This window comes from Rathayibacter sp. AY1C4 (genome assembly GCF_002932195.1).
In the GTDB taxonomy this organism is placed as follows: domain Bacteria; phylum Actinomycetota; class Actinomycetes; order Actinomycetales; family Microbacteriaceae; genus Rathayibacter.
Map to the genome: position 1 here is coordinate 45,841 of NZ_PSWE01000018.1, position 23,774 is coordinate 69,614.

Consider the following 23,774-nt stretch of genomic DNA (forward strand, 5'->3'; position numbering starts at 1 on the left):
CTCAGGCCAGGTCGACCCCGTGCACGCCGTTGTGGTGGCGGATCGCGGGGAACGAGGCGGTGACGCTCCGGCCGACGCCGGGCGTCCGCTTCTCGGTCACGTCACCGCCGAAGAGGGCGGCCCGCTCGCGCAGCTCGGCGAGCGCGGGGCTGTCGATGCGCTCGGTGAGCGAGCGCAGATCCGCCTCGAGAGCGCTGGCGTCCTGCTCCGCAGCGCCGTGCTGCTCGCGGTCGTCGTCGACCTCCACCCGGAGGCCGGTGGTCGTCCATCGGGAGCTGATGCGGACCTCGGTCCCCGCGCCGCCGGTCTCCAGCGCCGAGTCGAAGGCGTACTCGAGCACCCGGAGCACGGCCACCTCGGCGCCGTCCTGCAGCGGGAACGGCTCGCCGAACGACTCCTCGCGGACGCTCAGGCCTCGCTCGCGGGCGCCCTCGATCAGGGGGACGGAGCCGCCGGTGCGCGGCAGCTCCCCCGGATCGACGGAGGCGACGGTCGCGATGCGGCGCAGCTGCGCCAGCGAGGCCTCGGCCGCCCGCACGGCACGCTGCGCCGACCGCGCGGCTGCGGCGGGGTCGCGGTCGATCGTGAGACGGACGCTCTCGGCCTCCTCGACGACGTGCGCGGCGCTGCGGACCGCGAGCTGCTCGAGCTCGCCGACGATGCGGAGCCTCGCCTCCTGCTCGCCGACCGCCAGCTCGAGGCGGACGACGCGCGCCGCCTCCTCCGCACGGCTCTCGGCGGCACGGCGCTCGGCGCCGACGGCGCGGCGCCACAGCACGACGACCGCGACCAGGGCGATCAGGGCGAGGACGAGGACGACTTCGAGCACGACGGCCTCCGGGGGGACGGGACGGGTTCGGCACAGGAGCGCCGGAGAGAGATCGTACCCGCGCCGCGGACAGCGGACCTGAGGCCGCGGAGGGGGTTGCGGAGCCGTACTCAGCCGTCGGAGCGCACGGAGCGGGTGACGGTGAAGCGGCGGTCGCGCGCCACCACCGTGGTCGGCCCGACCGCGCGGCGCAGCTCGGCCGGATGCGCGAGGTGGGAGTTGAAGACCGTCCACAGCACGCCTCCGGGGCGCAGCACGCGGCCGGCCGCGCGCAGCATGCGCCGGGCGACGAGGTCGGTGACGGCTCCGTCGGAGTGGAACGGCGGATTGCAGAGCACGACGTCGACGGAGGACGCCTCCAGAGTCGAGGCGTTGTCGTCGCGGAGGACGCGGACGGCCAGCCCATTGGCCGCCGCAGTCGCCCGGGCGGACTCGACCGCGGCACGCGAGGTGTCCGTCGCGGTCACGGCGAGGTCGGGGCGGGCCCGGGCCACCACGGCGGCGAGCACGCCGGTTCCGCAGCCGAGGTCGAGTGCGGTGCCCGCGGGGAGGGAGTCGAGATCGAGGGCGGCGAGGAGGGCGCGGGTGCCGAGGTCCAGTCGTGCACCTGCGAAGGCTCCCGGCAGTGCGACGACCTCGAGGTCGAGCTCGTCCAGACGGCGCCGCTCGGGCCCTGGCGCGGGCGGCTGGTCGGGGAGCGCGCCGCTCGCGAGCAGGGCGCGCGACTTCTGCCGGGCGAGGGAGACGTCGATCCGCTCGTAGCGCACGGCGAGCACGTCGTTCATCGTGCGGGTCATGTGCTTGATGCGGCCGGCGCCGATCAGGGTCGCCGCCGGGTTCGCGAGTGCGGTCCCGGCCGCGACGGCGGCCAGCGCGTCGAGCGAGCGCGGCAGGCGCAGGAGCACCGCGTCGGCGTCGCGGACGGCCTCCGCGACGGAGTCGACGATCTCGATCGGCGCGAGATCGACGCCCGACCCCCGCACCGTCTCGAGGTTCTGCGCGAGAGCGCGCTCGGCGGTGATCGAGTCCTGCACGACGCGCACGGCACGGCCGTCGGCAGCGAGGCCGAGGCTCAGTGCCCCGTAGGCGTCCCCGATCACGGCGAGGCGGCCGCGATCGGCGGCGAGGTCGAGCAGCAGACGGTCACTGGCGTCGACGGCGACGAGATCCGGCGCCTCGACGTCGGGGCGGCGGCGCAGGAGAGCGAGCACGTCCTCGCGCATCGCCCCTCCGATCGTCGGTCCGAGCGGGTGGGCCCTCGAGGGCGACCGCTCGCGGGCACGAAAAAAGGGCCCGAGAGTGGAGTCCCGGACCCTTCGCTCCCCGACTTGGACTCGAACCAAGAACCTACCGGTTAACAGCCGATTGCTCTGCCAATTGAGCTATCGAGGATCATCCGACCGCCCGGAGGCGATCAGCGCGGTACTACTTTAGCAAACTCTCCGCGAACGCAAAATCGGGCGCGCACTCAGTAGCCGGAGCCCGGGTCGACGCGGCCGACGAACGGCCCGCCGGCGGCACAGGCGGCCACGTTGGCGCGCACGCGCTCGGCCAGGAGCGGCGCGGTGATCTCGGGGGTGTCCGCGCTGTGGGGCGTGATCAGGCACCGGGGCTCGCTCCAGAGCGGATGCCCGTCCGGCAGCGGCTCGGGGTCCGTCACGTCGAGCGCGGCGCCCGCGAGACGGCCTTCGGCGAGGGCCGCGACGAGCGCGTCCGTGTCGACGAGGCTCCCCCGGGCGACGTTGACGAGCACGGCGTGGGCGGGGAGCCGCGCGAGCAGACCCGCGTCGACCATCCGCTCCGTGCCCGCGGTGGCGGCGGCGGCCAGGACCAGCACGTCGGCGTCCGCCGCGGCCTCGGCGAGCCGCGACGCCGGCAGGGTGCGGGCGGCGCCCTCCACCGGCTCGTCTCCGCGGCGGACGATCGTCACCCGGCAGTCGAAGACGGCGAGCAGCCGCAGGAGCTCGCGAGCGATCCCTCCTGCTCCGACGATCACCACGGAGGCGCGGTGCAGCGTGACCGCCTTCTTCGGCCCCCACGACACGGCGCGCGCCCGCTCCGGCAGCGAGCGCAGGAGGGCGAGCACCAGCGCGAGCGCGTGCTCGGCCACCGGCTCCGCGTAGGCGCCCTTGGCGCTGGTCCAGACGACGTCCGCGCGGGACGCGGCGAGCACGGGCGCGAAGACGTCGACGCCGGCCCAGGGCAGCTGCACCCAGCGGATCGACGGGTGCTCCTCCAGCACAGCGGCCAGCTCGTCCGTGCGGCCGTAGGACAGCCAGAGCAGCGCGTCCGGACTCTCGTCGAGTCCGACGACCACTCCACCGCCCGACTCCACCGCCTCGGCGAACACCGGCTTCTGCCGCGGGAGCACCGCGACGCGCGGGACGGTCACTGGTCGGCCGCCTCGACGCGCTGCGCTCGGGAGGCGTCGAAGCGCTCGTACTCGGCGAAGGCCGCTCCGAGCTCGCGCACGTAGGGGTGCCGGGCCTCGATCAGAACCTCCAGCAGCGGCCCGTACGCGACGACCTCGCCGCCGACCAGCACTACGATCCGGTCGGTCGCCCGGCTCAGCACGTCGATGTCGTGGCTGACCACGACGGCCGCGAATCCCTCCCGGCGCCGCAGGTCGGCGAGGAGGTCGACGATCGACTCGCGCACCGTCGCGTCGATGCCCGAGGTCGGCTCGTCGGCGATCAGCACCTTCGGCCCGAGCACGAGCGAGCGGGCCACGGCCACGCGCTGGCGCTGGCCGCTGGAGAGCTCGTAGGGGTAGCGGTCGAGCAGGAACAGCGGCAGGTGCACGGAGTCGAGCAGCGTCGCCACCCGCACCGCCGCGGCCTTCGGGTCGTAGTGGCGGTCGCGGAGGAAGATCGGCTCGGCGATCAGCTCCGAGACGGTCAGCTCGGGGCGGAGGGCCGCTCCGGCGTCCTGCGCGAGATGCGCGACGTCGACGGTGAAGCGCTTGAGCTCGCGGGCGGGGAGCGAGCGGAGGCGGTGCCCCGCGACCGTCGCGTCCCCTCCGATGATCACCGGGCGCGTGCGGCCTCCGTCGTGCCCCAGGCCGTCGCCGCCGAGCACGCGCGCGAGCGTGGACTTGCCCGAGCCGCTGCCGCCGAGGATCCCGAGCACCTCCCCCGGCTCCACGCGGAGGCTCACTCCCCGCAGCGCCGTCCACCGGCGGCTGATGCCGCGCGGCGGGTACTCGACGCTGAGGTCGTCGACGACGATGGGGGCCGGATCCCCGGCGGTCCGGCTCACGCCCGGCGCTCCGCCTCGACGATGCTGCGCAGGAGCTCGCGCCTCGAGGCCTGCTCGACCGGGTCGGGCACGGGCAGGGAGGCGAGCAGGCGCTGCGTGTAGGGGTGCTTCGGCGCGGCGAGCACCTCGGCCCCCGTCCCCTCCTCGACCAGCTCGCCGCGGTAGAGCACCGCGATGCGGTCGGCGAGCAGGTCGACCACGGCGAGGTCGTGGCTGATGAACAGCGAGGCGAAGCCGAACTCGCGCTGCAGCTCGGCGAACAGCTCGAGCACGCGGGCCTGCACCGACACGTCGAGCGCCGAGGTGGGCTCGTCGGCGATCAGCAGCTTCGGCTCGAGGGCGAGGGCCCGGGCGAGGCTGGCGCGCTGGCGCTGGCCGCCGGAGAGCTCATGCGGGTAGCGGTCGCCGTAGGAGCGGGGCAGCTGCACCGCCTCCAGGAGCTCGTCGACGCGCGAGCGCGCCCCGGCGGCGTCGCCGGCCCGTCCGTGCACGATCAGCGGCTCGGCGACGCACTCCGCGATGGTGAGCAGCGGGTTGAAGCTCGACGCCGGGTCCTGGAACACGAAGCCGATGTCGCCGCGAACCGGCCGGAAGGCGCGCTCGCGGATGCCGCGCATCTCCTTGCCGAGGACCTTCAGCGACCCGCCGGTCACCGGCGTCAGGCCCGCGATGGCGCGCCCGATGGTGGTCTTGCCCGAGCCGCTCTCGCCGACGAGGCCGAGCACCTCGCCCGCGCGGATGCGCAGCGAGACGCCGTCGACCGCGACGAAGCCGGGACGGCCGAGCCGGCCGGGGTACTGGATCCGCAGGCCCTCGGCGGCGACGAGCGTCTCGGCCTCGGGGGCCTCGGCGCGCTCGACGGCGCGGACGCGGGCGCGCTCGACGCCCTGGCCCACGTGCGGGACGGCGGCGAGCAGCTTCCTCGTGTACTCGGCCTTCGGCGCCGAGAACAGCTCGGAGACCGTCGCCTCCTCGACCAGCTCGCCCTGGTACATCACGGCGACGCGGTCGGCCAGATCGGCGACGACGCCCATGTTGTGGGTGATCAGCACGATCGAGGTGCCGAACTCGTCGCGGCAGCGGCGGAGCAGGTCGAGGATCTCGGCCTGCACGGTCACGTCGAGCGCGGTGGTCGGCTCGTCCGCGACGATCAGACCGGGATCCAGGACCAGCGCCATCGCGATGACCACGCGCTGCTTCTGGCCGCCCGAGAACTGGTGCGGGTAGTAGTCGACCCGCTTCTCCGGCTCCGGGATGCCGACGGTGCGGAGGACGTCGATCGCGCGCTTGCGCGCCTCCTTCTTCGAGACGGAGCCGTGAGCGCGAAGTCCCTCCGCGATCTGCCAGCCCACCGTGAAGACCGGGTTGAGGGCGGTGCCCGGCTCCTGGAAGACCATGGCGACGTCGGTGCCGCGCAGCTCCCGGAGGCGGGCCTTCGGCACGGAGACGACATCGGTCGCCGCGCTGCCGTCCTTCTTCGAGAGCAGGACCACTCCGGAGGCGGTGGCCGTCTCGGGCAGGAGGCCGAGGATGGTCTTCGCGGTCACGGTCTTGCCGCTGCCGGACTCTCCGACGATCGCCAGGACCTCGCCGCGCTCGACGCGCAGGCTCACCCCGGCGACGGCGCGGACGGCGCCGCGGTCGCTCGCGAAGGCGACCTCGAGGTCGGTGATGTCCACGATCGGACGCGCTGAGGCGTCCCGGACGATGCGCTGGTCGCTCATCGCGTCTCCTCCACTCCGGCGACGGGGTCGTGCCCCGGCGTCTCCAAGCCGTCGGCGGCGAGGACGCCGCCCGGCACGACGGACGTCGCGGCGACGTCGCCGGCACCGGCGGCCACCGCGCGCCGACCGCGCAGGCGCGGGTCGGCGAGGTCGTTCAGGCTCTCGCCCACGAGGGTGATGCCCAGCACCACGAGCACGATCGCCAGGCCTGGGAAGACCGAGGTCCACCAGATGCCGCTCGTGACGTCCGACAGCGCCTTGTTGAGGTCGTAGCCCCACTCCGCGGCCGACGTCGGCTCGATGCCGAACCCGAGGAAGCCCAGGCCCGCGAGGGTCAGGATCGCCTCGGAGGAGTTCAGCGTGAAGATCAGCGGCAGCGTGCGCGTCGCGTTCCGCAGGACGTGGCGGAACATGATCCGCGGCGTCGACGCTCCGATGACCTTCGCCGACTCGACGAAGGCGTCGCCCTTGATACGCACGGTCTCGGCCCGGATCACGCGGAAGTACTGCGGGATGTAGACCACGGTGATCGAGACCGCCGCGGCGAAGATGCCGGCCCAGAGGTTCGACTGCCCGCCGGAGATGACGATCGACATCACGATCGCCAGCAGCAGGGTCGGGAACGCGTAGATCGCGTCGCAGATCACGACGAGCACGCGGTCGAGCCAGCCGCCGAGGTAGCCGGAGACGAGGCCGAGGAAGACGCCGAGGAAGATCGACAGGACCACGGCGACGACGATCACGAGGAACGCGGTCTGCGCTCCCCAGATCACTCGCGAGAGGACGTCGTAGCCGCCGACGGTGGTGCCGAGCAGATGCTCCGCGCTCGGCGGCTCCTGCGCGCCGAACGACTCGCCGCCCGAGCGCAGCTGCGAGTAGCCGTAGGGCGCGATGAGGGGCGCGAACAGGGCCACCAGCAGGAACGCGCCGGTGATGATCAGGCCGGTGACGAGCATCCCCCGCTGGAGGCCGACGCTCTGCCGGAGCTGGTGGACGACCGGCAGGCGGTCGACGAGGCGGCGGCGCGGACGCGCCGGGGGGGTGGTGCTCATGCTCAGTACCTCACTCGCGGGTCGATGAGCGCCGCGATGACGTCGACGATGAAGTTGGTCAGCGCCACGATGACGGCGAGCAGGGCGACGATGCCCTGCACGGCCACGAAGTCGCGGGCCTGGAGGTACTCGGCGAGCTGGAAGCCGAGGCCCTTCCACTCGAAGGTGGTCTCGGTGAGGACGGCGCCGCCGAGCAGCAGGGCGATCTGCAGGCCGATCACGGTGATGATCGGGATGAGCGCCGGCCGGTAGGCGTGGGTGCGGACGAGCCGGAACTCGCTGACGCCGCGCGAGCGCGCCGCGTCCACGTAATCGGTTCCGAGCGTGCCGATCACGTTGGTGCGCACCAGGCGCAGGAAGATGCCCGCGGTGAGCAGGCCCAGCGCGACGGCGGGGAGCACCGCGTGCGAGAGCACGTCCGAGATCGCGGCCGGGTCGCCGGTCTGGATCGCGTCGATCAGATAGATGCCGGTCTTGTTCTCGAGGAACTGGAGCGAGAGCTCGGTGCTCGTCGAGGCGCGCCCGGCGACGGGGAACCACTTCAGCCAGACGGAGAACACCAGCTTCAGCAGCAGGCCCGCGAAGAACACCGGGGTCGCGTAGCAGAGGATCGCGAAGATGCGCAGCACCGCGTCGGGCGTGCGGTCGCGGTGGTAGGCGGCGAGCATCCCGAGCGGGATGCCGACCAGGAACGCCACGATCAGGGCGTAGAAGGCGAGCTCGACCGTCGCAGCGCCGTAGGTGAGGAGCACCTCGGTGACGGGGCGGTTGTCGCTCAGGGTGGTGCCGAAGTCGCCGGTCAGCAGCTTGCCGAGGTACTCGAGGTACTGCACGATCAGCGGCCGGTCGTAGCCGGCGGCGGCTACGCGCTCGGCGAGCTGGTCCGCGGTCAGGCGGCCGCCGAGGGCCGCCGTGATCGGGTCGCCCGTGGAGCGCATGAGGAGGAACACCAGCGTCACGAGGATGAAGACGGTGGGGATGATGAGCAGGAAGCGGACGAGCAGGTAGCGCCCGAGTCCGCCCCCGGAGCCGCGCGGTCGCCGGGTGGGCGCCGTCGCCGCAGCCGTCGTGGCTGTCGTCACGTGATGCCTTTCGTGGAGAACGGCCGGCGCCTCCTGTCGGGGAGGCGCCGGCCGCGAGGGGGGTGGATCAGCCCTTGCTGAGTGCCGCGTAGCGGAACTTGAACGAGGCGTCGAGGGTGTCCTCGGCTCCGCTCACGGTGCTGCCGACGACCGCGACCTGCGAGCCCTGCAGGTAGGGGACGGTCGAGAGCTGCGCCGCGACCTTCTCCTGGATCTGCTCGATCAGCGCGGTGCGCGCGTCGGCGTCGGTGGTCGAGACCTGCTGCGCGATCAGGCTCTGCACCTCGGCGTCGTCGAAGTGGTTGGCGAGGAAGTTCTCCTTGATGAAGAACGGCGAGAGGTAGTTGTCGGCGTCGGAGTAGTCGGGGAACCAGCCGAGCTGGTACGCCGGGTAGACGTCGCTCGAGCGGTCCTTCGAGTACTGCACCCACTCCGTGGTCTGCAGGTTCACGGTGAAGAGGCCGGTCGACTCCAGCTGGTCCTTGATCAGCGCGTACTCGTCGCCCGAGGACGGACCGTAGTGGTCGTTCGAGTACTGCAGGTTCAGGGTGACCGGAGCGGTGACGCCGGCGGCCTCGAGGGTCGCCTTCGCCTTGTCGGCGTCGGGCGCGCCGTTGCCGTCGCCGTAGAGCGACTTGAGCGGCTCGACCGCGCCGGTCAGGCCGGCGGGGACGTAGGAGTAGAGGGGGGTGTAGGTTCCCTTGTAGACCTGGTCGGCGATCTCGTCGCGGTCGATCAGGTCGGCGACGGCCTGGCGCACGGCGAGGGCCTTGGCGCTGTCGGCCTCACCGGTCGTCGCGCCGAAGGGCTGGGTGTCGAAGTTGAAGACGATGTAGCGGATCTCGCCGCCGGGGCCGTCCACGACCTTGACCGTGTCGTTGCCGCGGAGGTCGTCGATGTCCGTCGCCGAGAGGCTGCGGAACGCGACGTCGATGTTCCCCTCCTGGATGTCCAGCTTGAGGTTGGACGAGTCCGCGTAGTACTTGACGTTGACGGTGTCCGTCTTCGCCTCGCCGAGAACGCCCTGGTAGTCCGGGTACGCCTTGTACTGGATGAGGTTGTTCACGTCGTAGTTCGCGATCGTGTACTGGCCGGCGAAGGCGTCGCCCGAGACGATGTCGGCGTCCGCGGTCAGCTCGTCGGCCGAGAAGACCTCCTCGTCCACGATCGGGCCGGCGGGGCTCGAGAGGATCTGGGGGAAGGTCTGGTCGTTCTCGGACTTCAGCGTGAAGACCACGGTCGTGTCGTCCGGAGCCGCGACGCTGTCGAGGTTCGCCAGGAGCGAGGACGGGCCGTTCTCAGCCGCGATGCCGACCTGGCGGTCGAAGGAGAACTTCACGTCGGAGGAGGTGAGGTCGTGGCCGTTGGCCCACTTCAGTCCCTCCTTCAGCTTCACGGTGTACTCCGTGGGAGCGGTGAACTCCGCCGACTCGGCGATGTCGGGCTCGACGTCCGGGCTGCCGTAGGGGGTGTTCATCAGGAACGGGAACACCTGGTTCATCACGGCGAACGAGCCGTTGTCGTAGGAGCCCGCGGGGTCGAGCGTCGTGATCTTGTCGGTGGTGCCGATGGTCAGGGCCCCTCCGGCGCTGCCGCCGGACGAGTCGTTCCCGCCGGCGGCGCAGCCCGTCAGCACGAGCGCGACCGCGGCGAAGCCTGCGGCGGCGGCCAGTGCACGGGTGCCGCGAGTGGATGCGGAATTCATCTCCGTCTGCCTCTTCCTGTCAAGGATGGGATGCGGGCGCTCCGGGCGCGCGGACTCTCGGCGCACAGATCTCCTGTGGGCTGTGGCGTCACGACACTGGACGCCCGCATTGCTGTTCCTCATAGGTAACACAGTTGGAAGCGCTCTCCGAACCGGCACGGGCGTGCGGCCGATTTCTTCACACGACCGCAACACGCTCACTCCGTGCGCAGCGCCCGCTTCTCGCGCTCGAGCTCGACCAGGCGCACCTGCACCGCGCGCGCCATCACCGGATCGGCGGACGCGCGCTGGAGCGCCCCGCGCAGCTCGGCGATCTCGCGGAGCAGGTCGCGCTCGATGAGCGAGATCGCCACGTCGCGGGAGTAGCGGGCGAGCCCCTCCTCGTCGGCAGCCGGGATCGGCGCCACCGCGAGCTGGCGCACCAGCGAGGCGAAGGGGCCGGGGACGTCGTCGGCGACGTGCTCGACCCAGTCGCGGTCCTCCGCCCGCTCGAGGTTCGCGACCACGGCGTCGCGGACCACGCGGAGGGTCTCGTTGGTGACCGCCGCGTGCGCCGCCCGGGCCAGGAGCTCCGGACCCATCGCCTGCGGAAGCTGGAGCATCGCCATCAGCGCCTCGCGCTCGATGCGCGTGACGACGTCGACGGGGAGGTCGGCGATGCGCGCGCCGAGGGGCGCCTCGGCCGCGGGTGATTCGCCGCCGCCCCGCCCGCCCTGCTGGTCGCGGCCCTCGGGTCCGGAGGAGCGGGGCCGGGATCCGGCGGAGCGCACGGCGGAGTTGACCTCGGCCATGTCCAGGCCGAGCATCCGGGCGAGCTCGCGGGAGTAGCCGGGCCGCAGCGCCGGGTCGCGGATCTCGGCGACGACCGGGGCGGCCGCGCGCAGGGCCGCGATCCGGCCCTCGACCGTCTCGAGGTCGTAGCGGTCCAGCAGCTGCCGGATCACGAACTCGAACATCGGCTTCTTGTCGTCGATGAGGCGGCGGACGGCGTCGTCTCCGCGGTTCAGGCGGAGGTCGCAGGGGTCCAGGCCCTCGGGCGCGACGGCGACGAAGGTCTGCGCGGCGAAGCGGTGCTCCTCCTGGAACGCGCGCATCGCCGCCTTCTGGCCCGCCGCGTCGGGGTCGAAGGTGAAGACGACCTCGCCGACGCCGCTGTCGTCGCCCAGCACCCGGCGCAGCACCTTGATGTGGTCGACGCCGAAGGAGGTGCCGCAGGTGGCGACCGCGGTGGTGACGCCGGCGAGGTGGCAGGCCATGACGTCCGTGTAGCCCTCGACGACGACGACCCGGTGCCCGCGGGAGATGTCCCGCTTGGCGAGGTCGAGCCCGTAGAGCACCTGGGACTTGTGGTAGACGGGCGTCTCGGGGGTGTTGAGGTACTTGGGGCCCTTGTCCTCCTCGAGGAGGCGGCGGGCGCCGAAGCCGACGGTCTGGCCGGTCACGTCGCGGATCGGCCAGACGAGGCGGCCGCGGAAGCGGTCGTAGACGCCGCCGCGGTTGTTGCTGCTGACCAGGCCGGCCGTGGTCAGCTCCTCCTCCGAGAAGCCGCGGCGCTTGAGCGCGGTCGTGAGCCCGTCCCAGCCGTCGGGTGCGAAGCCGACGCCGAAGCGGTCGGCGGCGGCGCGGTCGAAGCCCCGCTCGCCGAGGAAGCGCCGACCGACGTCGGCGCCCGGGGTCGCGAGCTGCTCGCGGAAGTACTCCTCCGCGGCGTCGTTCGCGGCGAGGAGGCGCGCTCGCCCGCCGGTCTCGGGCGCGCGGCCGTCGCCGTCCTCGTACTGCAGCGGGAAGCCGATCCGCCCGGCGAGGCGCTCGACGGTCTCGCTGAACGAGCTGTGGTCCATCTTCATGATGAAGCTGTAGACGTCGCCCGACTCCTGGCAGCCGAAGCAGTGGTAGAAGCCGGCCTGCGGGCGGACGTGGAAGCTCGGGCTGCGCTCGTCGTGGAAGGGGCAGAGGCCCTTCAGTGAGCCGATGCCGGCCGACTTCAGCGTGACGTACTCGCCGATCACGTCGCCGATGTTCACCCGCGCCTTGACCTCCTCGACATCTGACTGTCGGATCCGAGGCATGGGGTCCATCGTATCGGCCGCCGGGGCCGCCGAGCCGGGGTGGGGAGAACTGCACCAGGGCGGCGCGGATCACCCCGAGACCTGTGATCCACCCGCACCCCGAGATCAGGGTCATCCCTGATCCGCACCGGCCCGCCGTCTCCGAGAATCGACCCATGCCCCCTGCCGCCTCCAGCCCGCCTCTCCTGCGTGCTCTGCTCGTCGCCCTGCTCGGCGGTCTCGTCCTGGGCGGGCTCACCAGCCTGCTGCAGGGCTCCCTCCCGCCGTCGGTGAGCTCGTTCGCCAACTCCTCCGGCGGCTGGTCCATGCTCGTGTTCGCGCTCGTGCGCCTCGGCGGCGCCCGACCGGCGGCGGCGGCCGCGCTCGGCCTGCTGAGCTTCTGGGCACTGCTCGAGGGCTACGACCTGGTGACCGCGGCGCGCGGCTTCGGCTACTCGCCACCCTTCACGGACGTCTTCTGGCTGCTCGCCGTCCCTGCCGGGCCGCTCCTGGGGGCCGCCGCCGCACTCACCCTCCACGGCTCGAGGACCTGGCGCGTTCTGGCTGTCGCGCCGCTCTCGGGCGTGCTGATCGGCGAGGGCGTCTGGGCGCTGAGCGCGGTCGCCGACACCACGAGTCCGGTGTACTGGTGGCTCCAGATCGTCCTGGGCGCGGGCTTCCTCGTCCTGGCCGTCGTGCGGAGGAGGCCGCGGGCACTCGTCTCGCTCGCGGCGCTCGGCGTCACCGCGGCGGCCGCCGTCGCCTTCTCCGTCGTCTACTCCGCGCTGTGAACCGTTCGAGAGGGTCGTCGCGGACCCTCCGCGCACTCGCGGGTTCCGCCCTCCTCCTGGCCCTCGCAGGGTGCACCACCACGGCGGACACCCCGGTCGCGCCGCCGTCGTCCGCCTCCGTGCCGTCGTCGACATCCTCCGCCATCCCTCCTCCGATCGACGTCTCCGCCGAGCTGGCCGCGCTCGAGAACGAGTTCGACGCCCGGATCGGCGTCAGCGCCGTCGACACCGGCTCGGGTCGCCGGGTCGATCACCGGGCCGACGAGCGCTTCGGCTTCGCCTCGAGCCTCAAAGCCCTCGCCGCGGCGGAGTTCCTGCGCACCGTCCCCGCCGCCGAGCGGGACGAGGTGGTCACCTGGACCGTCGCCGACGTCGAGGCGGCGGGCTACTCCCCCGTCACGGAGGAGAGCACCGCCACCGGCCTGCCGCTGTCGCAGCTCGCCGAGGCGGCCGTCCGCCGGAGCGACAGCACAGCTCTGAACCTCGTGCTCCGGCGCCTCGGCGGACCCTCCGCCCTCGACCGAGGACTGGAGGCTCTCGGCGACACCACCACCGAGGTGGTGAACGAGGAGCCCGCGCTGAACACGATCGAGCCCGGCAGCACCGAGGACACCACCACCCCGGCCGCGTTCACGGCCGACCTCGCCGCTGTCGCCACGGGTGACGTGCTGTCCGCGGAGGACCGGGCACTCCTGCTCGACTGGATGAGCGGCAACGCGACCGGCGACACTCTCGTCCGGTCGGGCGCTCCGGCCGGCTGGAGCGTCGCGGACAAGTCCGGGGGCGCCGGGGGGATCCGCAACGACGTCGCCGTGGTGACGCCTCCCGGGCGGGACGCGGTCGTGCTGTCGATCCTCTCGGCGCGCAACGACCCCGAGGCGGACTACGACGACGCGCTGGTCGCCCGCGCCGCGGCCGTCGTGCTGGGAGCCCTGCGGTAGCGGCCCCCCGGCGTCAGCAGTGCCGGTTCACGTAGCCCGCTGCGCCACGGGGGACGACGTCGCGGTCGCGGAGGGTGACCGAGATGCTCCGGCCCTGCGCGGCGCAGGCCTCGGAGTAGGCGGACCGGCCGTTGTCGGTGTACTCGATCTCGTAGACCTGGCGCCCGTAGACGTCCGTGTACGCCGCGCACTCGTCGTAGACCTGGCACTCCTCGACGACGGCGAAGTCGAAGCCGACCGTCCTCTTCCCGGCAGCGGCGAGATCGGCTCCGTTCTTCTGGCCGATCGCCAGGCCGGAGCGGTGAGCGCGCGCCGTCAGGAGGGTGGCGAACGCCAGCGCCTGCGACTTCGTCAGCCTCCCGCCCGAGCGGGTGTAGCTGTCCAGATTATCGGCCTCGACGGCGTCGAAGCCGTCCTCGGCGCAGCCGTCGATCCAGGCGCCGACGATCGCGAGCAGAGCGGTCCGCTTCGCGGCGGTCGAGACGTCGAAGAGGTACTCGTCCGGCCAGCCCGGATCGGCGAGGGCCTTCCCGTCCGCTCGCCTCACCAGGAGCTCGGGGTGCCGCTTCGCGAAGGCGGCGGTCTCGCCGGGCTGGGTCTGGAAGGCGTTCACGTAGCAGATGCTGTAGCGGCCGGCGGCGGGCGCGTCCGTGCGGTCGCGGTCGACGATGGTGACGCTCGACGCCGGAGCGTAGGCGCCTCCCAGCTGGTAGTCGAGGACGCCGTTCGCGGGAGGGAGCAGCGGTGCCGCCGAGGCCGCGGCGGGCTGGATCAGCAGCAGCCCCGCGACGACCAGGGCGAGGAGGCCGAGACGGGGCCGACGCGGCCTCATCCGGGAGCTCCCGGCGTGCGCCCTGCGGCTCGCACGCCCGTGGCCGCCGGCAGCGCGCCGAGTGCGAGCTCGCCGATGACCGCGATGCGGTCCGCCGGTGCTCCGTCGCGGGCCTGCGTCGACATCCCGCTGAGCACGGCGACGACGAAGGCGGCGACGGATCCGGCGTCCGTCTCCGGCGGCACGTCGCCCTCCTCGATCCCGCGCTCGACTCGTGCGGCGACGAGCGCCTCCATCTCGCGGCGACGGGCCTCGAGCCGCGGCTCGCTCAGCACGAAGCAGCCGGCAGGAGTGCCGGGCGCGGAGTACCCCTCCGCACTGACGCGGACGACGGCGGCGACGGCGTCGCGCGCCGTCGGCCGGTGCGAGTACAGCATCGGCTTGCTCATCCCCGACCGTGCCGCGATGCGGTCGACCCGCGCTCCCGCCAGCCCGTGCGCCGCGAACTCCTCCGTCGCCGCCTCGAGGATCCGCTGCCGTGTCCGCTCCGCTCCCACGCCCTCACCGTACCCGCCGCCCCGCGCCCCTCCGCGCCTCGCGGTGCGGTGCCCTCCCCGCCCTCCGAGCCGACCGGCCGACCCGCACACCAGCACATCGCCTCAGACGACGCACCCGGCTCCCTGGAACCCACCACCCCGACAAGCCGACCGCGGTGACGCCTGGCGGTGACGGGCGTGCCCCCGGCACCGCCGAACGGCCGATCCGCGTGCCAGCGGATCGCCCTAGGCGGACGCACCCCGCATTACGAAACGCACCACCCCGACAAGCCGACCGCGGTGACGCCTGGCGGTGACCGGCGTGCACCGGCACCGCCGAACGGCCGATCCGCGTGCCAGCGGATCGCCCTAGGCGGACGCACCCCGCTCCCTGGAACGCACCACCCCGCGAAGCCGACCGCGCCACGCCGGGCAGGGACCGGCGTGGAATCGAGCACCGCCGACCGCGCCGAGCCGGGCAGAGACCGGCGTGCCACCGGCACCGCCGAACGGCCGATCCGCGTACCAGCGGATCGCCCTAGGCGGACGCACCCCGCTCCACGAACCGCACCACGTCGCCAAGCCGACCGCGCCACGCCGGGCGAGGACCGGCGTGGGATCGAGCACAGCCGAACGGCCGATCCGCGTAACAGCGGATCGCCCTAGGCGGACGCACCCCGCTCCCTGGAACGCACCACCTCGGCAAGCCGACCGCGGTGACGCCGGGCAGGGACCGGCGGCACAGCTGAGCCGGGCGCCGCCCGGCTCAGCGCATCAGCACAGCCTCTCGAACCAGGCGAGGGCGCTCTGGTCGGTGAGGTTGGCGACCTGGTCGACGACGACGCGGCGGCGGGCGTCGTCGTCGGGGGCGGCGTGCCAGTCCTCGGCGAAGCCGGGCTCGAGGGTTCCCGGGCCGCGGTCGAGGAGGGTGTCGGCGAGGCGGGTGAGGACTTCGCGCTGCTGGGCGTAGATGGGCTGGCGGGTGTTCCGCGACATCACGAACGTCGCGACGATCCCCTTGAGCACGGCGATCTCGGCCTGCTGCTCGCGGGGGACGACGACGTGGCCGCCGAAGCGGACGAGGTCGGGGTGCTGGTACGCCTCGCGGGTGGCGTCGGTGGCGGCGGCGGCGAAGCGGCCGATGAGCTGGCTGGTGAGGTTCTTGAGCCGGGCCTGGTCGCGGCGGGAGCCGTCCCAGGAGGAGACCCACACGTCGAGCGAGTCGAGACGGTCGAAGGCGGCGACGAGCTCGTCGTGTCCGACCTCCCCGCCGACCCAGGAGTGCATCGACTGCACGAGGTCCTCGTGGTCGGCGCGGGAGCCGAGTGCTTCGACGTCGATGTAGCCGGAGACCACCGCGTCCTCGAAGTCGTGCACGGAGTAGGCGATGTCGTCCGAGAGGTCCATCACCTCGGCCTCGATGCAGCGCACCCCCTCGGGGGCGCCCTCGCGCATCCAGGCGAACGCGGGGGCGTCGTCGGCGTAGAAGCCGAACTTGGCGCGCCCCGACGGGTCGGCGACCGAGCGCGTGTCGGGCCAGGGGTACTTGCAGCTCGCGTCGATGCTGGCGCGGGTGAGGTTCAGCCCGTAGGGGCGGGCGTCGTCGCCGAACACCTTCGGCTCGAGCCGCGTGAGCAGCCGGAAGGTCTGCGCGTTGCCCTCGAAGCCGCCGATCCCCTCGGCCCAGGTGTTGAGCGCGCGCTCGCCGTTGTGCCCGAACGGCGGATGCCCGATGTCGTGCGCGAGGCAGGCCGTGTCGACGACGTCGGGGTCGAGGTCGAGGCTCGTGGCGAGCTCCCGGCCGATCTGCGCCACCTCGAGCGAGTGGGTCAGGCGGTTGCGCGCGAAGTCGACGCCCGCCGTGGGGCTGAGCACCTGGGTCTTCGCGGCCAGGCGGCGGAGCGCGCTGGAGTGGAAGAGCCGGGCGCGGTCGCGGGCGAAGTCGGAGCGGCGGGTCGAGTGGTCCTCCGGCAGGAATCGCTCGGTGTCGACGAGCGAGTACCCCCAGAGCGCGCGGTCATCCACCGCTGTTGTGGATCTCGGCGGCCGAGACCGCGTCGCGCTGCCCGGCGTCGAGCTCGCGGGACTCGAGCCAGCGGTCCGGGAGGGAGGGGACCTTGGGCGAGCCGGCGCGGCCCCGCTGCCCCTCGGCCGCCTCGCCCGGATAGGGCTGCGTCCAGTCGAGCGTCGCCAGGAGCTCGTCGAGCTGCGCGAGCGACTCGACGGTGGCCAGGCGAGCGCGGAGGTCGCCGCCGACGGCGTAGCCCTTGAAGTACCAGGCGACGTGCTTGCGGATGTCGCGGCAGCCGCGCTCCTCGCTCTCGAAGAAGTCGACGAGCAGCTCCGCGTGGCGGCGGAACGCCTCGGCGACCTGTCCGAGCGAAGGGCGGAACCGCTCGTCGGAGCCGGCGAACGCGGCGGCGAGGTCGCCGAAGAGCCAGGGGCGCCCGAGGCAGCCGCGACCGACGACGACTCCGTCGCAGCCCGTCTCGGCCATCATCCGCAGCGCGTCCTCGGCCGACCAGATGTCGCCGTTGCCCAGCACGGGCACGCTCGTGACCGTCTCCTTGAGCATGGCGATCGCCGACCAGTCGGCGTGCCCGCTGTAGAACTCGGAGGCGGTGCGCGCGTGCAGCGCGATCGACGCGACCCCGGCGCCCTCGGCGGCACGGGCGGCCTCGAGGTAGGTGAGGTGGTCCGGGTCGATGCCCTTGCGCATCTTGACGGTGAGCGGGACGTCGCCGGCGGCCTTCACGGCGCCCTCGACGATCTGCCGGAACAGCGGGAGCTTCCACGGCAGGGCCGCTCCCCCGCCCTTCCGGGTGACCTTGGGCACGGGGCAGCCGAAGTTGAGGTCGATGTGGTCGGCCCGGTCCTCGGCGACGAGCATGGTGACCGCCTCGGCTACCGTGACCGGGTCCACTCCGTAGAGCTGGATCGAGCGCACCGACTCGCTGGGGTGGTGGCGGATGAGGCGCATCGACTCCGGCGTGCGCTCGACGAGCGCGCGGGAGGTGATCATCTCGCTCACGTAGAGGCCGTTGCCGAACTCGCGGCAGAGGCGGCGGAACGCCGTGTTGGTGATGCCCGCCATGGGGGCGAGCACCACCGGCGCGTCGAGTTCGAGGGGGCCGATCCGGAGCGCCGGCGCGGTGCGCGCGGGCGGGGCGGCCGTGAGAGTGGAGGACATCGGTATCGATTCTCCCAGATCCTGTGTTGGGGAAGGCGGAGTGACGAGCAGAGAGGTGGAGAGATGAACGGGAGCACACCTGTGGAGGACGGTTCGCAGCGGCTGGAGGCGGACGCGTCCGCCCGCGGCCTGGCGGTCGAGATCGTGGAGAGGCCCGCTGCCGGCAGCCTGCACGAGGCGGCCGCGCTGCTCGGCATCGAGCCCGGCGACATCGTGAAGTCGCTCGTGGTGAAGCGCCACGACGGCGGCTACCTGTTCGCCCTGGTCCCCGGCGGGCGGCAGATCGCGTGGCCGAAGCTGCGCGCGGTGGTCGGAGTGAACAAGCTCCGCCTCCCGGACGAGACGGCCGCCCTCGAGGCGACCGGCTACCGGCGCGGCACCATCACCCCGATCGGCTCCACGACGGCCTGGCCGGTCTACGCCGACGAGCGGATCCTCGGCCGCCGCGTGGCGATGGGAGCCGGCGCCGACGGGCGCAGCGCCTTCGTCGACGCGGACGCCCTCGTGGCCGCCTACGGCGCGACCGTCGCCGACATCACCGTGGAGGAGCCTCCGCGCTGATCGGCGGCACCTCGGCCTGCGCTTCCGCGGCCTGCGGCACGGCGCAGACGCCGTCCTCGCACAGCGGCCCGCCGGAGTCGCCGAGCATCTCGAACGGCCCGCTCACGCGACGGCCGCCCGCTGCTCCAGCACGTGCTCGAGGACCTCGGTGAACGCCGCCGGCTCCTGGGCGCCGGAGACGCCGAAGCGCCCGTCGAGGACGAAGAACGGCACCCCCGAGATCCCGTACTCGCGGGCCTGGGCGATGTCGGACTGCACCCGCCCGAGGTAGCGCCGGTCCTCGAGAGCGCGGCGCGTCTCCGCCGGGTCGAGCCCGACCTCGCCGGCGAGCGAGGCGAGCACCTCCGGATCGGCCAGGTCGCGGCCCTCGACGAAGTACGCGCTCAGGAGACGCTCGACGAGCTCGAGCTGCAGTCCGTTCTCCTTGGCGTGGTGGAGCGCCTGGTGGGCGGTGACCGTCTTGACGTGGCGCACCGACTCGAAGTGGTAGTCGAGGCCGACGCCCGCCGCGACCGCCGTGACGGAGTCGAGCATCTGCTGCGCCTGCGCCTCCGGGATGCCCTTGTGCTCGGCGAGGAACGCCGCCTCTCCCCCGCGGTAGTCCTCCGGCGTGTCCGGCGAGAGCTCGAAGCTGCGGTACTCCACGACGACCTCCGGAGCCTCGGGGTGCGCGGCTCGGAAGGCCTCGAGCCCGCGCTCGAACCGGCGCTTCCCGATGTAGCACCAGGGGCAGGCGATGTCGGACCAGACGTCGACGGACAGGGGGCTCGGCTCAGCACTCACCCCCAGGACAACGGAGGGGGCGCCCCGCTATTCCCGCAGCACGCGGACGAGCTCGTCCACGTCGGACTCGTCGTTCCAGAGGTGGAAGGCGATGCGGAGCCGGCCGCCGCGGCCCGAGACGCGCAGACCCGCGGCCTGCAGCAGCTCCAGGTCCGCTCCCCCCTCGTCCGGCCAGGACACGAGCGCCCGGTGCTGAGGCTCCCGGTCAAGCCGCTCGCACAGCAGGTCGCCGAGGCCGGAGGCGTGCGCCCAGACCGCGTCGAGGTCGAGCGAGCGGAACAGAGCGAGCGACGCCTCGGCGCCGGCGAACGCCTGCCAGGCCGGCGAGACGTCGAAGCGGCGGGCGTTCTCGGCCAGGTGCATGGCCGGTCCGTAGCAGGACGACCACACGTCCTCCCCCGAGTACCAGCCCGCCTGCACGGGGACGAGCTCGGCCGCGTAGGCGGGCGAGACGGTGAGGAACGCCACTCCGCGCGGCGAGCACAGCCATTTGTAGGCGTGGGTGAGGGTCGCGTCGAAGCGGGAGGCGTCGACCGGCAGGACGCCGGCCGCCTGCGTCAGGTCGCACGCGGTCCGCACTCGGTGGCGCGCGGCCGCCTCGAGGACGGAGTCGAGATCGGCGAGCGCTCCGCTGCTGGACTGCACGGCGGAGAAGACGACGAGGTCGTCCTCGTCCTCGACGGAGTCGGACAGCGCCTCGAGCGCGACGGAGCGCACGGTCACTCCGCGGTGCGCCTGGGCGAGGAAGGGGAACACGATGGAGGAGAAGTCGCCGTCCACGCAGAGCACGCGGGCCCCGTCGGGCAGCGAGGCGGCGAGCACGGCGGCCATGGCGGAGGTCTGCGAGCCGATCGCGACACGGTCGACCGGGACGCCGGCGATCGCGGCGAACGAGGCACGCGCGCGCTCGGCGACAGCGCCGTAGGCGGCGGCCGTGCTCTCCCCGGACGACCAGCCGTCGAGGTCCGCCCGCAGCGCCTCGACGGTCTGCCGCGGCGGCAGGCCGAGGGTGCAGGCGTTGTGGTAGCCGCGGGCACCGGCGAAGCGCGCGCGCAGGTCGGCGGAGTTCGGCAGTGCGGTGCTCACCTCTCGAGGATGACGCTCCGGAGCCGGATCGCCAAGACCGGGGAGCGACCGGGCGCGCCGGCGGCGGGCCCGGTCAGCGGGCGGCGAGGGCGTGCGCCTGCTCGAGCACGGCGACGACCTCGCGGGCCTCGCGGACGTCGACCGGCGAGGGAGCGCCGTCCTGGAGGGACAGCGCGACCTGCTCGAGGAACGCGGCGTATCGTCCCCGCTCACTCGGCACGGGGTGTGCGCCGGAGTCGTCGACGAGGACGCCCCATCCCTCCGGCGCGACCTCGCCGAAGCCGTCGTCGTCCGGTCGGGCGCCGCCGGTGCGGAGCGCGGTCTCCTGCGGATCGAGACCGTCGACGCTGAAGGCGGCGCGGGTGCCGAGCACGCGGAAGCGGGGGCCGGTCGCCCGGGCGACGCGGCTCATGGTGAGGTGGGAGCGGACGCCGCTGTGATGCAGGAGCGAGACGAACGCGTCGTCCTCGCTCGCGGAGCCCTCGTGGACGGTCCGGGTCTCGGCCGCCGTGACGACCGCCGGGCCGAACAGCAGCAGCGCCTGGTCGACCAGGTGGCTGCCGAGATCGAAGAGGATCCCGCCACCCTCGGCCGGACCCGTCTCGCTCTGCCACCGGCCCGTCTTCGGCGCGCTCCAGCGCTCGAAGGTCGACTCGAAGCGGAGGACCTCGCCGAGGACCCCTTCGCCCAGGAGGCGGCGGAGGGTGAGCAGATCGGCGTCCCAGCGCCGGTTCTGGAAGACGAAGACGGGCGCACCGCTCCGCTCGGAGGCGGCGATGATCGCGTCCGCGTCGGCCGCGCTCGGTGCGAAGGGCTTGTCGATCACGACGGCGACTCCGGCCTCGAGCACTCGGACGGCCTGCTCCCGGTGCACCGACGGCGGCGAGGCGAGCACGACCAGCTCCGGCCGCTCGGCGAGCACCGCGTCGAGGTCGGGCACGATCCGGGCCTCGGGATGCGCGGCGGAGGCCGCGGCCCTCCGACCGGCGTCGCGGGTGGAGACGGCGACGACCTCGAAAGCGGGATCCGCCGCGAGGAACGGACCGTGGAAGACGCTGCCCGCGAGCCCGAAGCCGACGATTCCGACCCGGATCACGAGGAGGCCCCCGGCACGTCGACCGCGCCGCCGAAGCGGCGGGAGCGGCCGGAGTAGTGCTCGATCGCGTCCCAGAGGTCGGTCCGCGTGAAGTCCGGCCAGAGCCGGTCGAGGAACACCATCTCGGCGTAGGCGCTCTGCCAGAGCAGGAAGTTGCTGGTGCGCTGCTCGCCGGAGGAGCGCACGAAGAGGTCGACGTCCGGCATCTCGGGCACGTAGAGCGCCTTGGCGATCGTCTTCTCGGAGATGCCGGAGGGCTTGAGCCGCCCCGCCTGGACCTCGGCGGCGAGCCGCTGCACCGCGTCGGCGATCTCGGTGCGCCCGCCGTAGTTGACGCACATGGTGAGCGTCAGCACGTCGTTGTCCGCGGTCATCCGCTCGGCGAACTGCAGCTCGTTGATCACCGACGCCCACAGGCGCGGCTTCCGGCCGGCCCAGCGGATGCGCACGCCCCACTCGTTGAGCTGATCGCGGCGGCGGTGCAGCACATCGCGGTTGAAGCCCATCAGGAAGCGCACCTCCTCGGGCGAGCGCTTCCAGTTCTCGGTCGAGAACGCGTAGACGCTGAGGTGCTTCACGCCGATCTGGATCGCTCCGGCCACGACGTCCAGCAGCGCCGTCTCGCCGCGCTTGTGCCCCTCGATCCGAGTCAGGCCGCGGGAGTTCGCCCAGCGGCCGTTCCCGTCCATCACGATGGCGACGTGCCCCGGAACGGCCTTCCGCGGGATCGCGGGCGGGTGGATCCCGGTCCAGTCGAGGGGGCGGTACGGCTCGGCGTCCTTGTGGGTGAAGGGCTTCATCGGGTGACGTGCTCCAGGGATCTCAGACCGCGTTCGAGGTGGAACTGCGTGTAGGCGGCGACCACTCCGCTCGCCCGCGACCGCGTGGTCGGCTCGGTGGTCTCGGCGTGGGCCCAGTCTCCCGTGAGCAGTGCGCCCAGCAGGACCACGACCTCCGGAGCGACCCGCGGTGCGCCGGGCGGCGTGCAGTCGGCGCAGACGACGCCTCCGAGCTGCACCACGATCGCGCCGTGGGGCCCGGGAGCGCCGCAGCGCGCGCAGTCCTCGAAGCTGGGCGCCCAGCCCGCGATCGAGAGCGCCCGCAGGAGGTAGGAGTCGAGCGTCAGCACCGGCTCGTGCTCGTGCTTCGAGAGCGAGCGCAGGGCCCCGACGAGCAGCAGGTACTGCTGCAGGGAGGCGTCCGCGTCAGTGAGGCGGTCCGCCGTCTCGACCATCGCGCTCGCCGCCGTGTAGCTGTCGTAGTCGGCGGCGATCAGCGCACCGTAGGCGCCGAGCGACTCGGCCTGCGTGACGATGTCGAGGCTCCGGCCTTCGTAGAGCTGGAGGTCGGCGACCATGAACGGCTCGAGCCGCGAGCCGAACTTGGAGCCGGTCTTGCGCACGCCCTTCGCCACCGCGCGGATCTTGCCGTGGCTGCGCGAGAGCAGCGTCACGATGCGGTCGGCCTCGCCCAGCTTGTGCGTGCGGAGCACCACGGCTTCGTCGCGATAGGTGGGCATCCTCCGATTATCCCCCGACCTCCGACACCCGGCTGGCAGCCCGGCCGGAGCAGGGCCCGCGCCGTGGAACGATGTCCGGGTGGCAGCCTCCCTCTTCGAGATCCCGGCCTGGGCCGACCTGCTCGCGATCGCCATCGGCTGCCTCCAGGGCGCGATGTTCGCGGGCGAGTTCCGCGACCGCCGGATCGACCTGCTCGGCGTCACGATCATCGGCACGGCCACCGGCCTCGGCGGCGGCGTGCTCCGCGATCTGCTGCTCCAGACGCCCCTGGTGGCCCTGCACACCGACGCGTACCTGATCGTCGCGGTGACCGCCTCCCTGCTCGGGATGCTGCTCCAGCACCTGCTGAACCGGGTCGACGGGACGATCACCGCCCTCGACGCGCTGACCCTCGGACTCTTCGGCGCGATCGGCACCACGAAGGCCCTGTCGCTCGGCGTGCCGGAGGTGCCGGCCGTGTTCGTCGGCACTGTCTCGGCCGTCGGCGGATCCGTCGTCCGCGACATCCTGCTGAACCGGCCGATCGCGCTGATGCACGTCGGCTCGCTCTACGCGGTCGCCGCCTCGGTGGGCACGGGCGTCCTGGTCCTCGCGCTGCGCTTCGGAGTGACGATCGACTTCGCCGCGCCGCTCGCGGTGGGCGTGACCACGGTCATCCGCCTGCTCGCGGTCCGCTACGGCTGGAGCCTGCCCGAGCAGCGCGCGCTCAACGGGGTGCCGCGCCTGCGCTGGCGCCGCCGGACCTAGCGGCGGCCGACCCGGACGCAGGGAGCGGAGTCCCGCGCGGTCCGCGCACGGGA

22 protein-coding genes and 1 tRNA gene are annotated in these 23,774 nt (G+C 73.0%); 4 read left to right on the forward strand and 19 right to left on the reverse strand.

Features of this window, described 5'->3' with window-relative positions; all coding sequences use genetic code 11:
* Window position 1: 1 nt before the first annotated feature.
* The 10 genes from C5C99_RS10615 to dnaG all read right to left on the reverse strand — a co-directional run bounded on the left by C5C99_RS10615 (window position 2) and on the right by dnaG (window position 11,719).
* Entirely contained in the window at window positions 2-829 is an 828-nt protein-coding gene (locus C5C99_RS10615; RefSeq protein WP_104223449.1) for a hypothetical protein, read from the reverse strand.
* Between the two features lie 110 nt (window positions 830-939).
* The gene (locus tag C5C99_RS10620) at window positions 940-2,052 is read right to left on the reverse strand and encodes a class I SAM-dependent methyltransferase (protein WP_104297521.1); all 1,113 of its coding nucleotides are present in this window, start codon (window positions 2,050-2,052) and stop codon (window positions 940-942) included.
* Window positions 2,053-2,148: 96 nt separating this feature from the next.
* Window positions 2,149-2,221, reverse strand: a tRNA-Asn gene (locus C5C99_RS10625).
* A gap of 76 nt (window positions 2,222-2,297) precedes the next feature.
* A complete protein-coding gene (locus C5C99_RS10630) occupies window positions 2,298-3,221 on the reverse strand; it encodes an NAD(P)-dependent oxidoreductase (protein ID WP_258063684.1) in 924 nt (307 codons plus the stop codon).
* A complete protein-coding gene (locus C5C99_RS10635) occupies window positions 3,218-4,087 on the reverse strand; it encodes an ATP-binding cassette domain-containing protein (RefSeq protein ID WP_104297520.1) in 870 nt (289 codons plus the stop codon). Before C5C99_RS10635 ends, C5C99_RS10630 begins: the two co-directional genes overlap by 4 nt.
* On the reverse strand, window positions 4,084-5,811 hold the full coding sequence (locus C5C99_RS10640; RefSeq protein WP_104226684.1) for an ABC transporter ATP-binding protein: 1,728 nt from the start codon (window positions 5,809-5,811) through the stop codon (window positions 4,084-4,086). Before C5C99_RS10640 ends, C5C99_RS10635 begins: the two co-directional genes overlap by 4 nt.
* Window positions 5,808-6,863 (reverse strand): ABC transporter permease, encoded by a 1,056-nt coding sequence (locus tag C5C99_RS10645; RefSeq protein ID WP_104340057.1) that lies wholly within the window; start codon window positions 6,861-6,863, stop codon window positions 5,808-5,810. Before C5C99_RS10645 ends, C5C99_RS10640 begins: the two co-directional genes overlap by 4 nt.
* Before the next feature lie 2 nt (window positions 6,864-6,865).
* A complete protein-coding gene (locus tag C5C99_RS10650) occupies window positions 6,866-7,945 on the reverse strand; it encodes an ABC transporter permease (protein ID WP_104223444.1) in 1,080 nt (359 codons plus the stop codon).
* Between the two features lie 67 nt (window positions 7,946-8,012).
* A complete protein-coding gene (locus C5C99_RS10655; RefSeq protein ID WP_104223443.1) occupies window positions 8,013-9,650 on the reverse strand; it encodes an ABC transporter substrate-binding protein in 1,638 nt (545 codons plus the stop codon).
* A gap of 197 nt (window positions 9,651-9,847) precedes the next feature.
* The gene (gene dnaG, locus C5C99_RS10660; RefSeq protein ID WP_104340058.1) at window positions 9,848-11,719 is read right to left on the reverse strand and encodes a DNA primase; all 1,872 of its coding nucleotides are present in this window, start codon (window positions 11,717-11,719) and stop codon (window positions 9,848-9,850) included.
* Between the two features lie 155 nt (window positions 11,720-11,874).
* On the opposite strand from dnaG, the gene C5C99_RS10665 reads away from it, so the two are divergent.
* Window positions 11,875-12,489, forward strand: a complete 615-nt coding sequence (locus tag C5C99_RS10665; protein ID WP_181074587.1) for a DUF6518 family protein — start codon at window positions 11,875-11,877, stop codon at window positions 12,487-12,489.
* Window positions 12,486-13,430, forward strand: a complete 945-nt coding sequence (gene bla / locus C5C99_RS10670) for a class A beta-lactamase (RefSeq protein ID WP_104324418.1) — start codon at window positions 12,486-12,488, stop codon at window positions 13,428-13,430. Before C5C99_RS10665 ends, bla begins: the two co-directional genes overlap by 4 nt.
* A gap of 13 nt (window positions 13,431-13,443) precedes the next feature.
* Here the strand turns inward: bla and C5C99_RS10675 are convergent, their stop codons facing one another.
* The 4 genes from C5C99_RS10675 to dusB all read right to left on the reverse strand — a co-directional run bounded on the left by C5C99_RS10675 (window position 13,444) and on the right by dusB (window position 17,928).
* Window positions 13,444-14,262, reverse strand: a complete 819-nt coding sequence (locus C5C99_RS10675) for an endo alpha-1,4 polygalactosaminidase (RefSeq protein ID WP_104340059.1) — start codon at window positions 14,260-14,262, stop codon at window positions 13,444-13,446.
* Window positions 14,259-14,759, reverse strand: coding sequence for a TetR family transcriptional regulator (locus C5C99_RS17540; RefSeq protein WP_181074588.1), 501 nt, complete (start codon window positions 14,757-14,759; stop codon window positions 14,259-14,261). Before C5C99_RS17540 ends, C5C99_RS10675 begins: the two co-directional genes overlap by 4 nt.
* Window positions 14,760-15,512: 753 nt before the next feature.
* Complete coding sequence (locus C5C99_RS10685) at window positions 15,513-16,763, reverse strand: deoxyguanosinetriphosphate triphosphohydrolase (RefSeq protein WP_104319924.1); 1,251 nt, start codon at window positions 16,761-16,763, stop codon at window positions 15,513-15,515.
* A complete protein-coding gene (dusB, locus tag C5C99_RS10690; protein ID WP_104247508.1) occupies window positions 16,756-17,928 on the reverse strand; it encodes a tRNA dihydrouridine synthase DusB in 1,173 nt (390 codons plus the stop codon). Before dusB ends, C5C99_RS10685 begins: the two co-directional genes overlap by 8 nt.
* Window positions 17,929-17,991: 63 nt before the next feature.
* Here dusB and C5C99_RS10695 point away from each other — a divergent pair, with 63 nt between their 5' ends.
* On the forward strand, window positions 17,992-18,489 hold the full coding sequence (locus C5C99_RS10695) for an aminoacyl-tRNA deacylase (protein ID WP_104223436.1): 498 nt from the start codon (window positions 17,992-17,994) through the stop codon (window positions 18,487-18,489).
* A 102-nt stretch (window positions 18,490-18,591) separates the two neighbouring features.
* On the opposite strand, the gene C5C99_RS10700 is transcribed toward C5C99_RS10695, so the two are convergent.
* From C5C99_RS10700 to recO, 5 genes are all read right to left on the reverse strand, one after another.
* Window positions 18,592-19,272: a DsbA family protein gene (locus C5C99_RS10700; protein ID WP_104234453.1), complete on the reverse strand. Its 681-nt coding sequence runs from the start codon at window positions 19,270-19,272 to the stop codon at window positions 18,592-18,594.
* Window positions 19,273-19,299: 27 nt separating this feature from the next.
* Window positions 19,300-20,358, reverse strand: a complete 1,059-nt coding sequence (locus C5C99_RS10705) for an aminotransferase class V-fold PLP-dependent enzyme (RefSeq protein ID WP_104340061.1) — start codon at window positions 20,356-20,358, stop codon at window positions 19,300-19,302.
* A 73-nt stretch (window positions 20,359-20,431) separates the two neighbouring features.
* Window positions 20,432-21,454 (reverse strand): Gfo/Idh/MocA family oxidoreductase, encoded by a 1,023-nt coding sequence (locus C5C99_RS10710; protein WP_104260974.1) that lies wholly within the window; start codon window positions 21,452-21,454, stop codon window positions 20,432-20,434.
* Window positions 21,451-22,254, reverse strand: coding sequence for an isoprenyl transferase (locus C5C99_RS10715; protein ID WP_104234456.1), 804 nt, complete (start codon window positions 22,252-22,254; stop codon window positions 21,451-21,453). Before C5C99_RS10715 ends, C5C99_RS10710 begins: the two co-directional genes overlap by 4 nt.
* Window positions 22,251-22,973, reverse strand: coding sequence for a DNA repair protein RecO (gene recO, locus C5C99_RS10720; RefSeq protein ID WP_104234457.1), 723 nt, complete (start codon window positions 22,971-22,973; stop codon window positions 22,251-22,253). The genes C5C99_RS10715 and recO overlap by 4 nt, the downstream gene beginning before the upstream one ends.
* A 79-nt stretch (window positions 22,974-23,052) precedes the next feature.
* On the opposite strand from recO, the gene C5C99_RS10725 reads away from it, so the two are divergent.
* Window positions 23,053-23,721 carry a trimeric intracellular cation channel family protein gene (locus tag C5C99_RS10725; protein WP_104263010.1) on the forward strand — a complete coding sequence of 223 codons (669 nt, stop codon included), beginning with the start codon at window positions 23,053-23,055 and terminating at the stop codon, window positions 23,719-23,721.
* Window positions 23,722-23,774 lie beyond the last annotated feature (53 nt).

Bases quoted from the DNA above. Each gene is read 5' to 3' on its own strand.
- C5C99_RS10715 (WP_104234456.1), bottom strand. From the start codon at position 22,254: ATGAAGCCCTTCACCCACAAGGACGCCGAGCCGTACCGCCCCCTCGAC.
- C5C99_RS10675 (WP_104340059.1), bottom strand. From the start codon at position 14,262: ATGAGGCCGCGTCGGCCCCGTCTCGGCCTCCTCGCCCTGGTCGTCGCG.
- dusB (WP_104247508.1), bottom strand. From the start codon at position 17,928: ATGTCCTCCACTCTCACGGCCGCCCCGCCCGCGCGCACCGCGCCGGCG.
- C5C99_RS10655 (WP_104223443.1), bottom strand. From the start codon at position 9,650: ATGAATTCCGCATCCACTCGCGGCACCCGTGCACTGGCCGCCGCCGCA.
- C5C99_RS10620 (WP_104297521.1), bottom strand. From the start codon at position 2,052: ATGCGCGAGGACGTGCTCGCTCTCCTGCGCCGCCGCCCCGACGTCGAG.
- C5C99_RS10665 (WP_181074587.1), top strand. From the start codon at position 11,875: ATGCCCCCTGCCGCCTCCAGCCCGCCTCTCCTGCGTGCTCTGCTCGTC.
- dnaG (WP_104340058.1), bottom strand. From the start codon at position 11,719: ATGCCTCGGATCCGACAGTCAGATGTCGAGGAGGTCAAGGCGCGGGTG.
- C5C99_RS10640 (WP_104226684.1), bottom strand. From the start codon at position 5,811: ATGAGCGACCAGCGCATCGTCCGGGACGCCTCAGCGCGTCCGATCGTG.
- C5C99_RS10645 (WP_104340057.1), bottom strand. From the start codon at position 6,863: ATGAGCACCACCCCCCCGGCGCGTCCGCGCCGCCGCCTCGTCGACCGC.
- recO (WP_104234457.1), bottom strand. From the start codon at position 22,973: ATGCCCACCTATCGCGACGAAGCCGTGGTGCTCCGCACGCACAAGCTG.
- C5C99_RS10695 (WP_104223436.1), top strand. From the start codon at position 17,992: ATGAACGGGAGCACACCTGTGGAGGACGGTTCGCAGCGGCTGGAGGCG.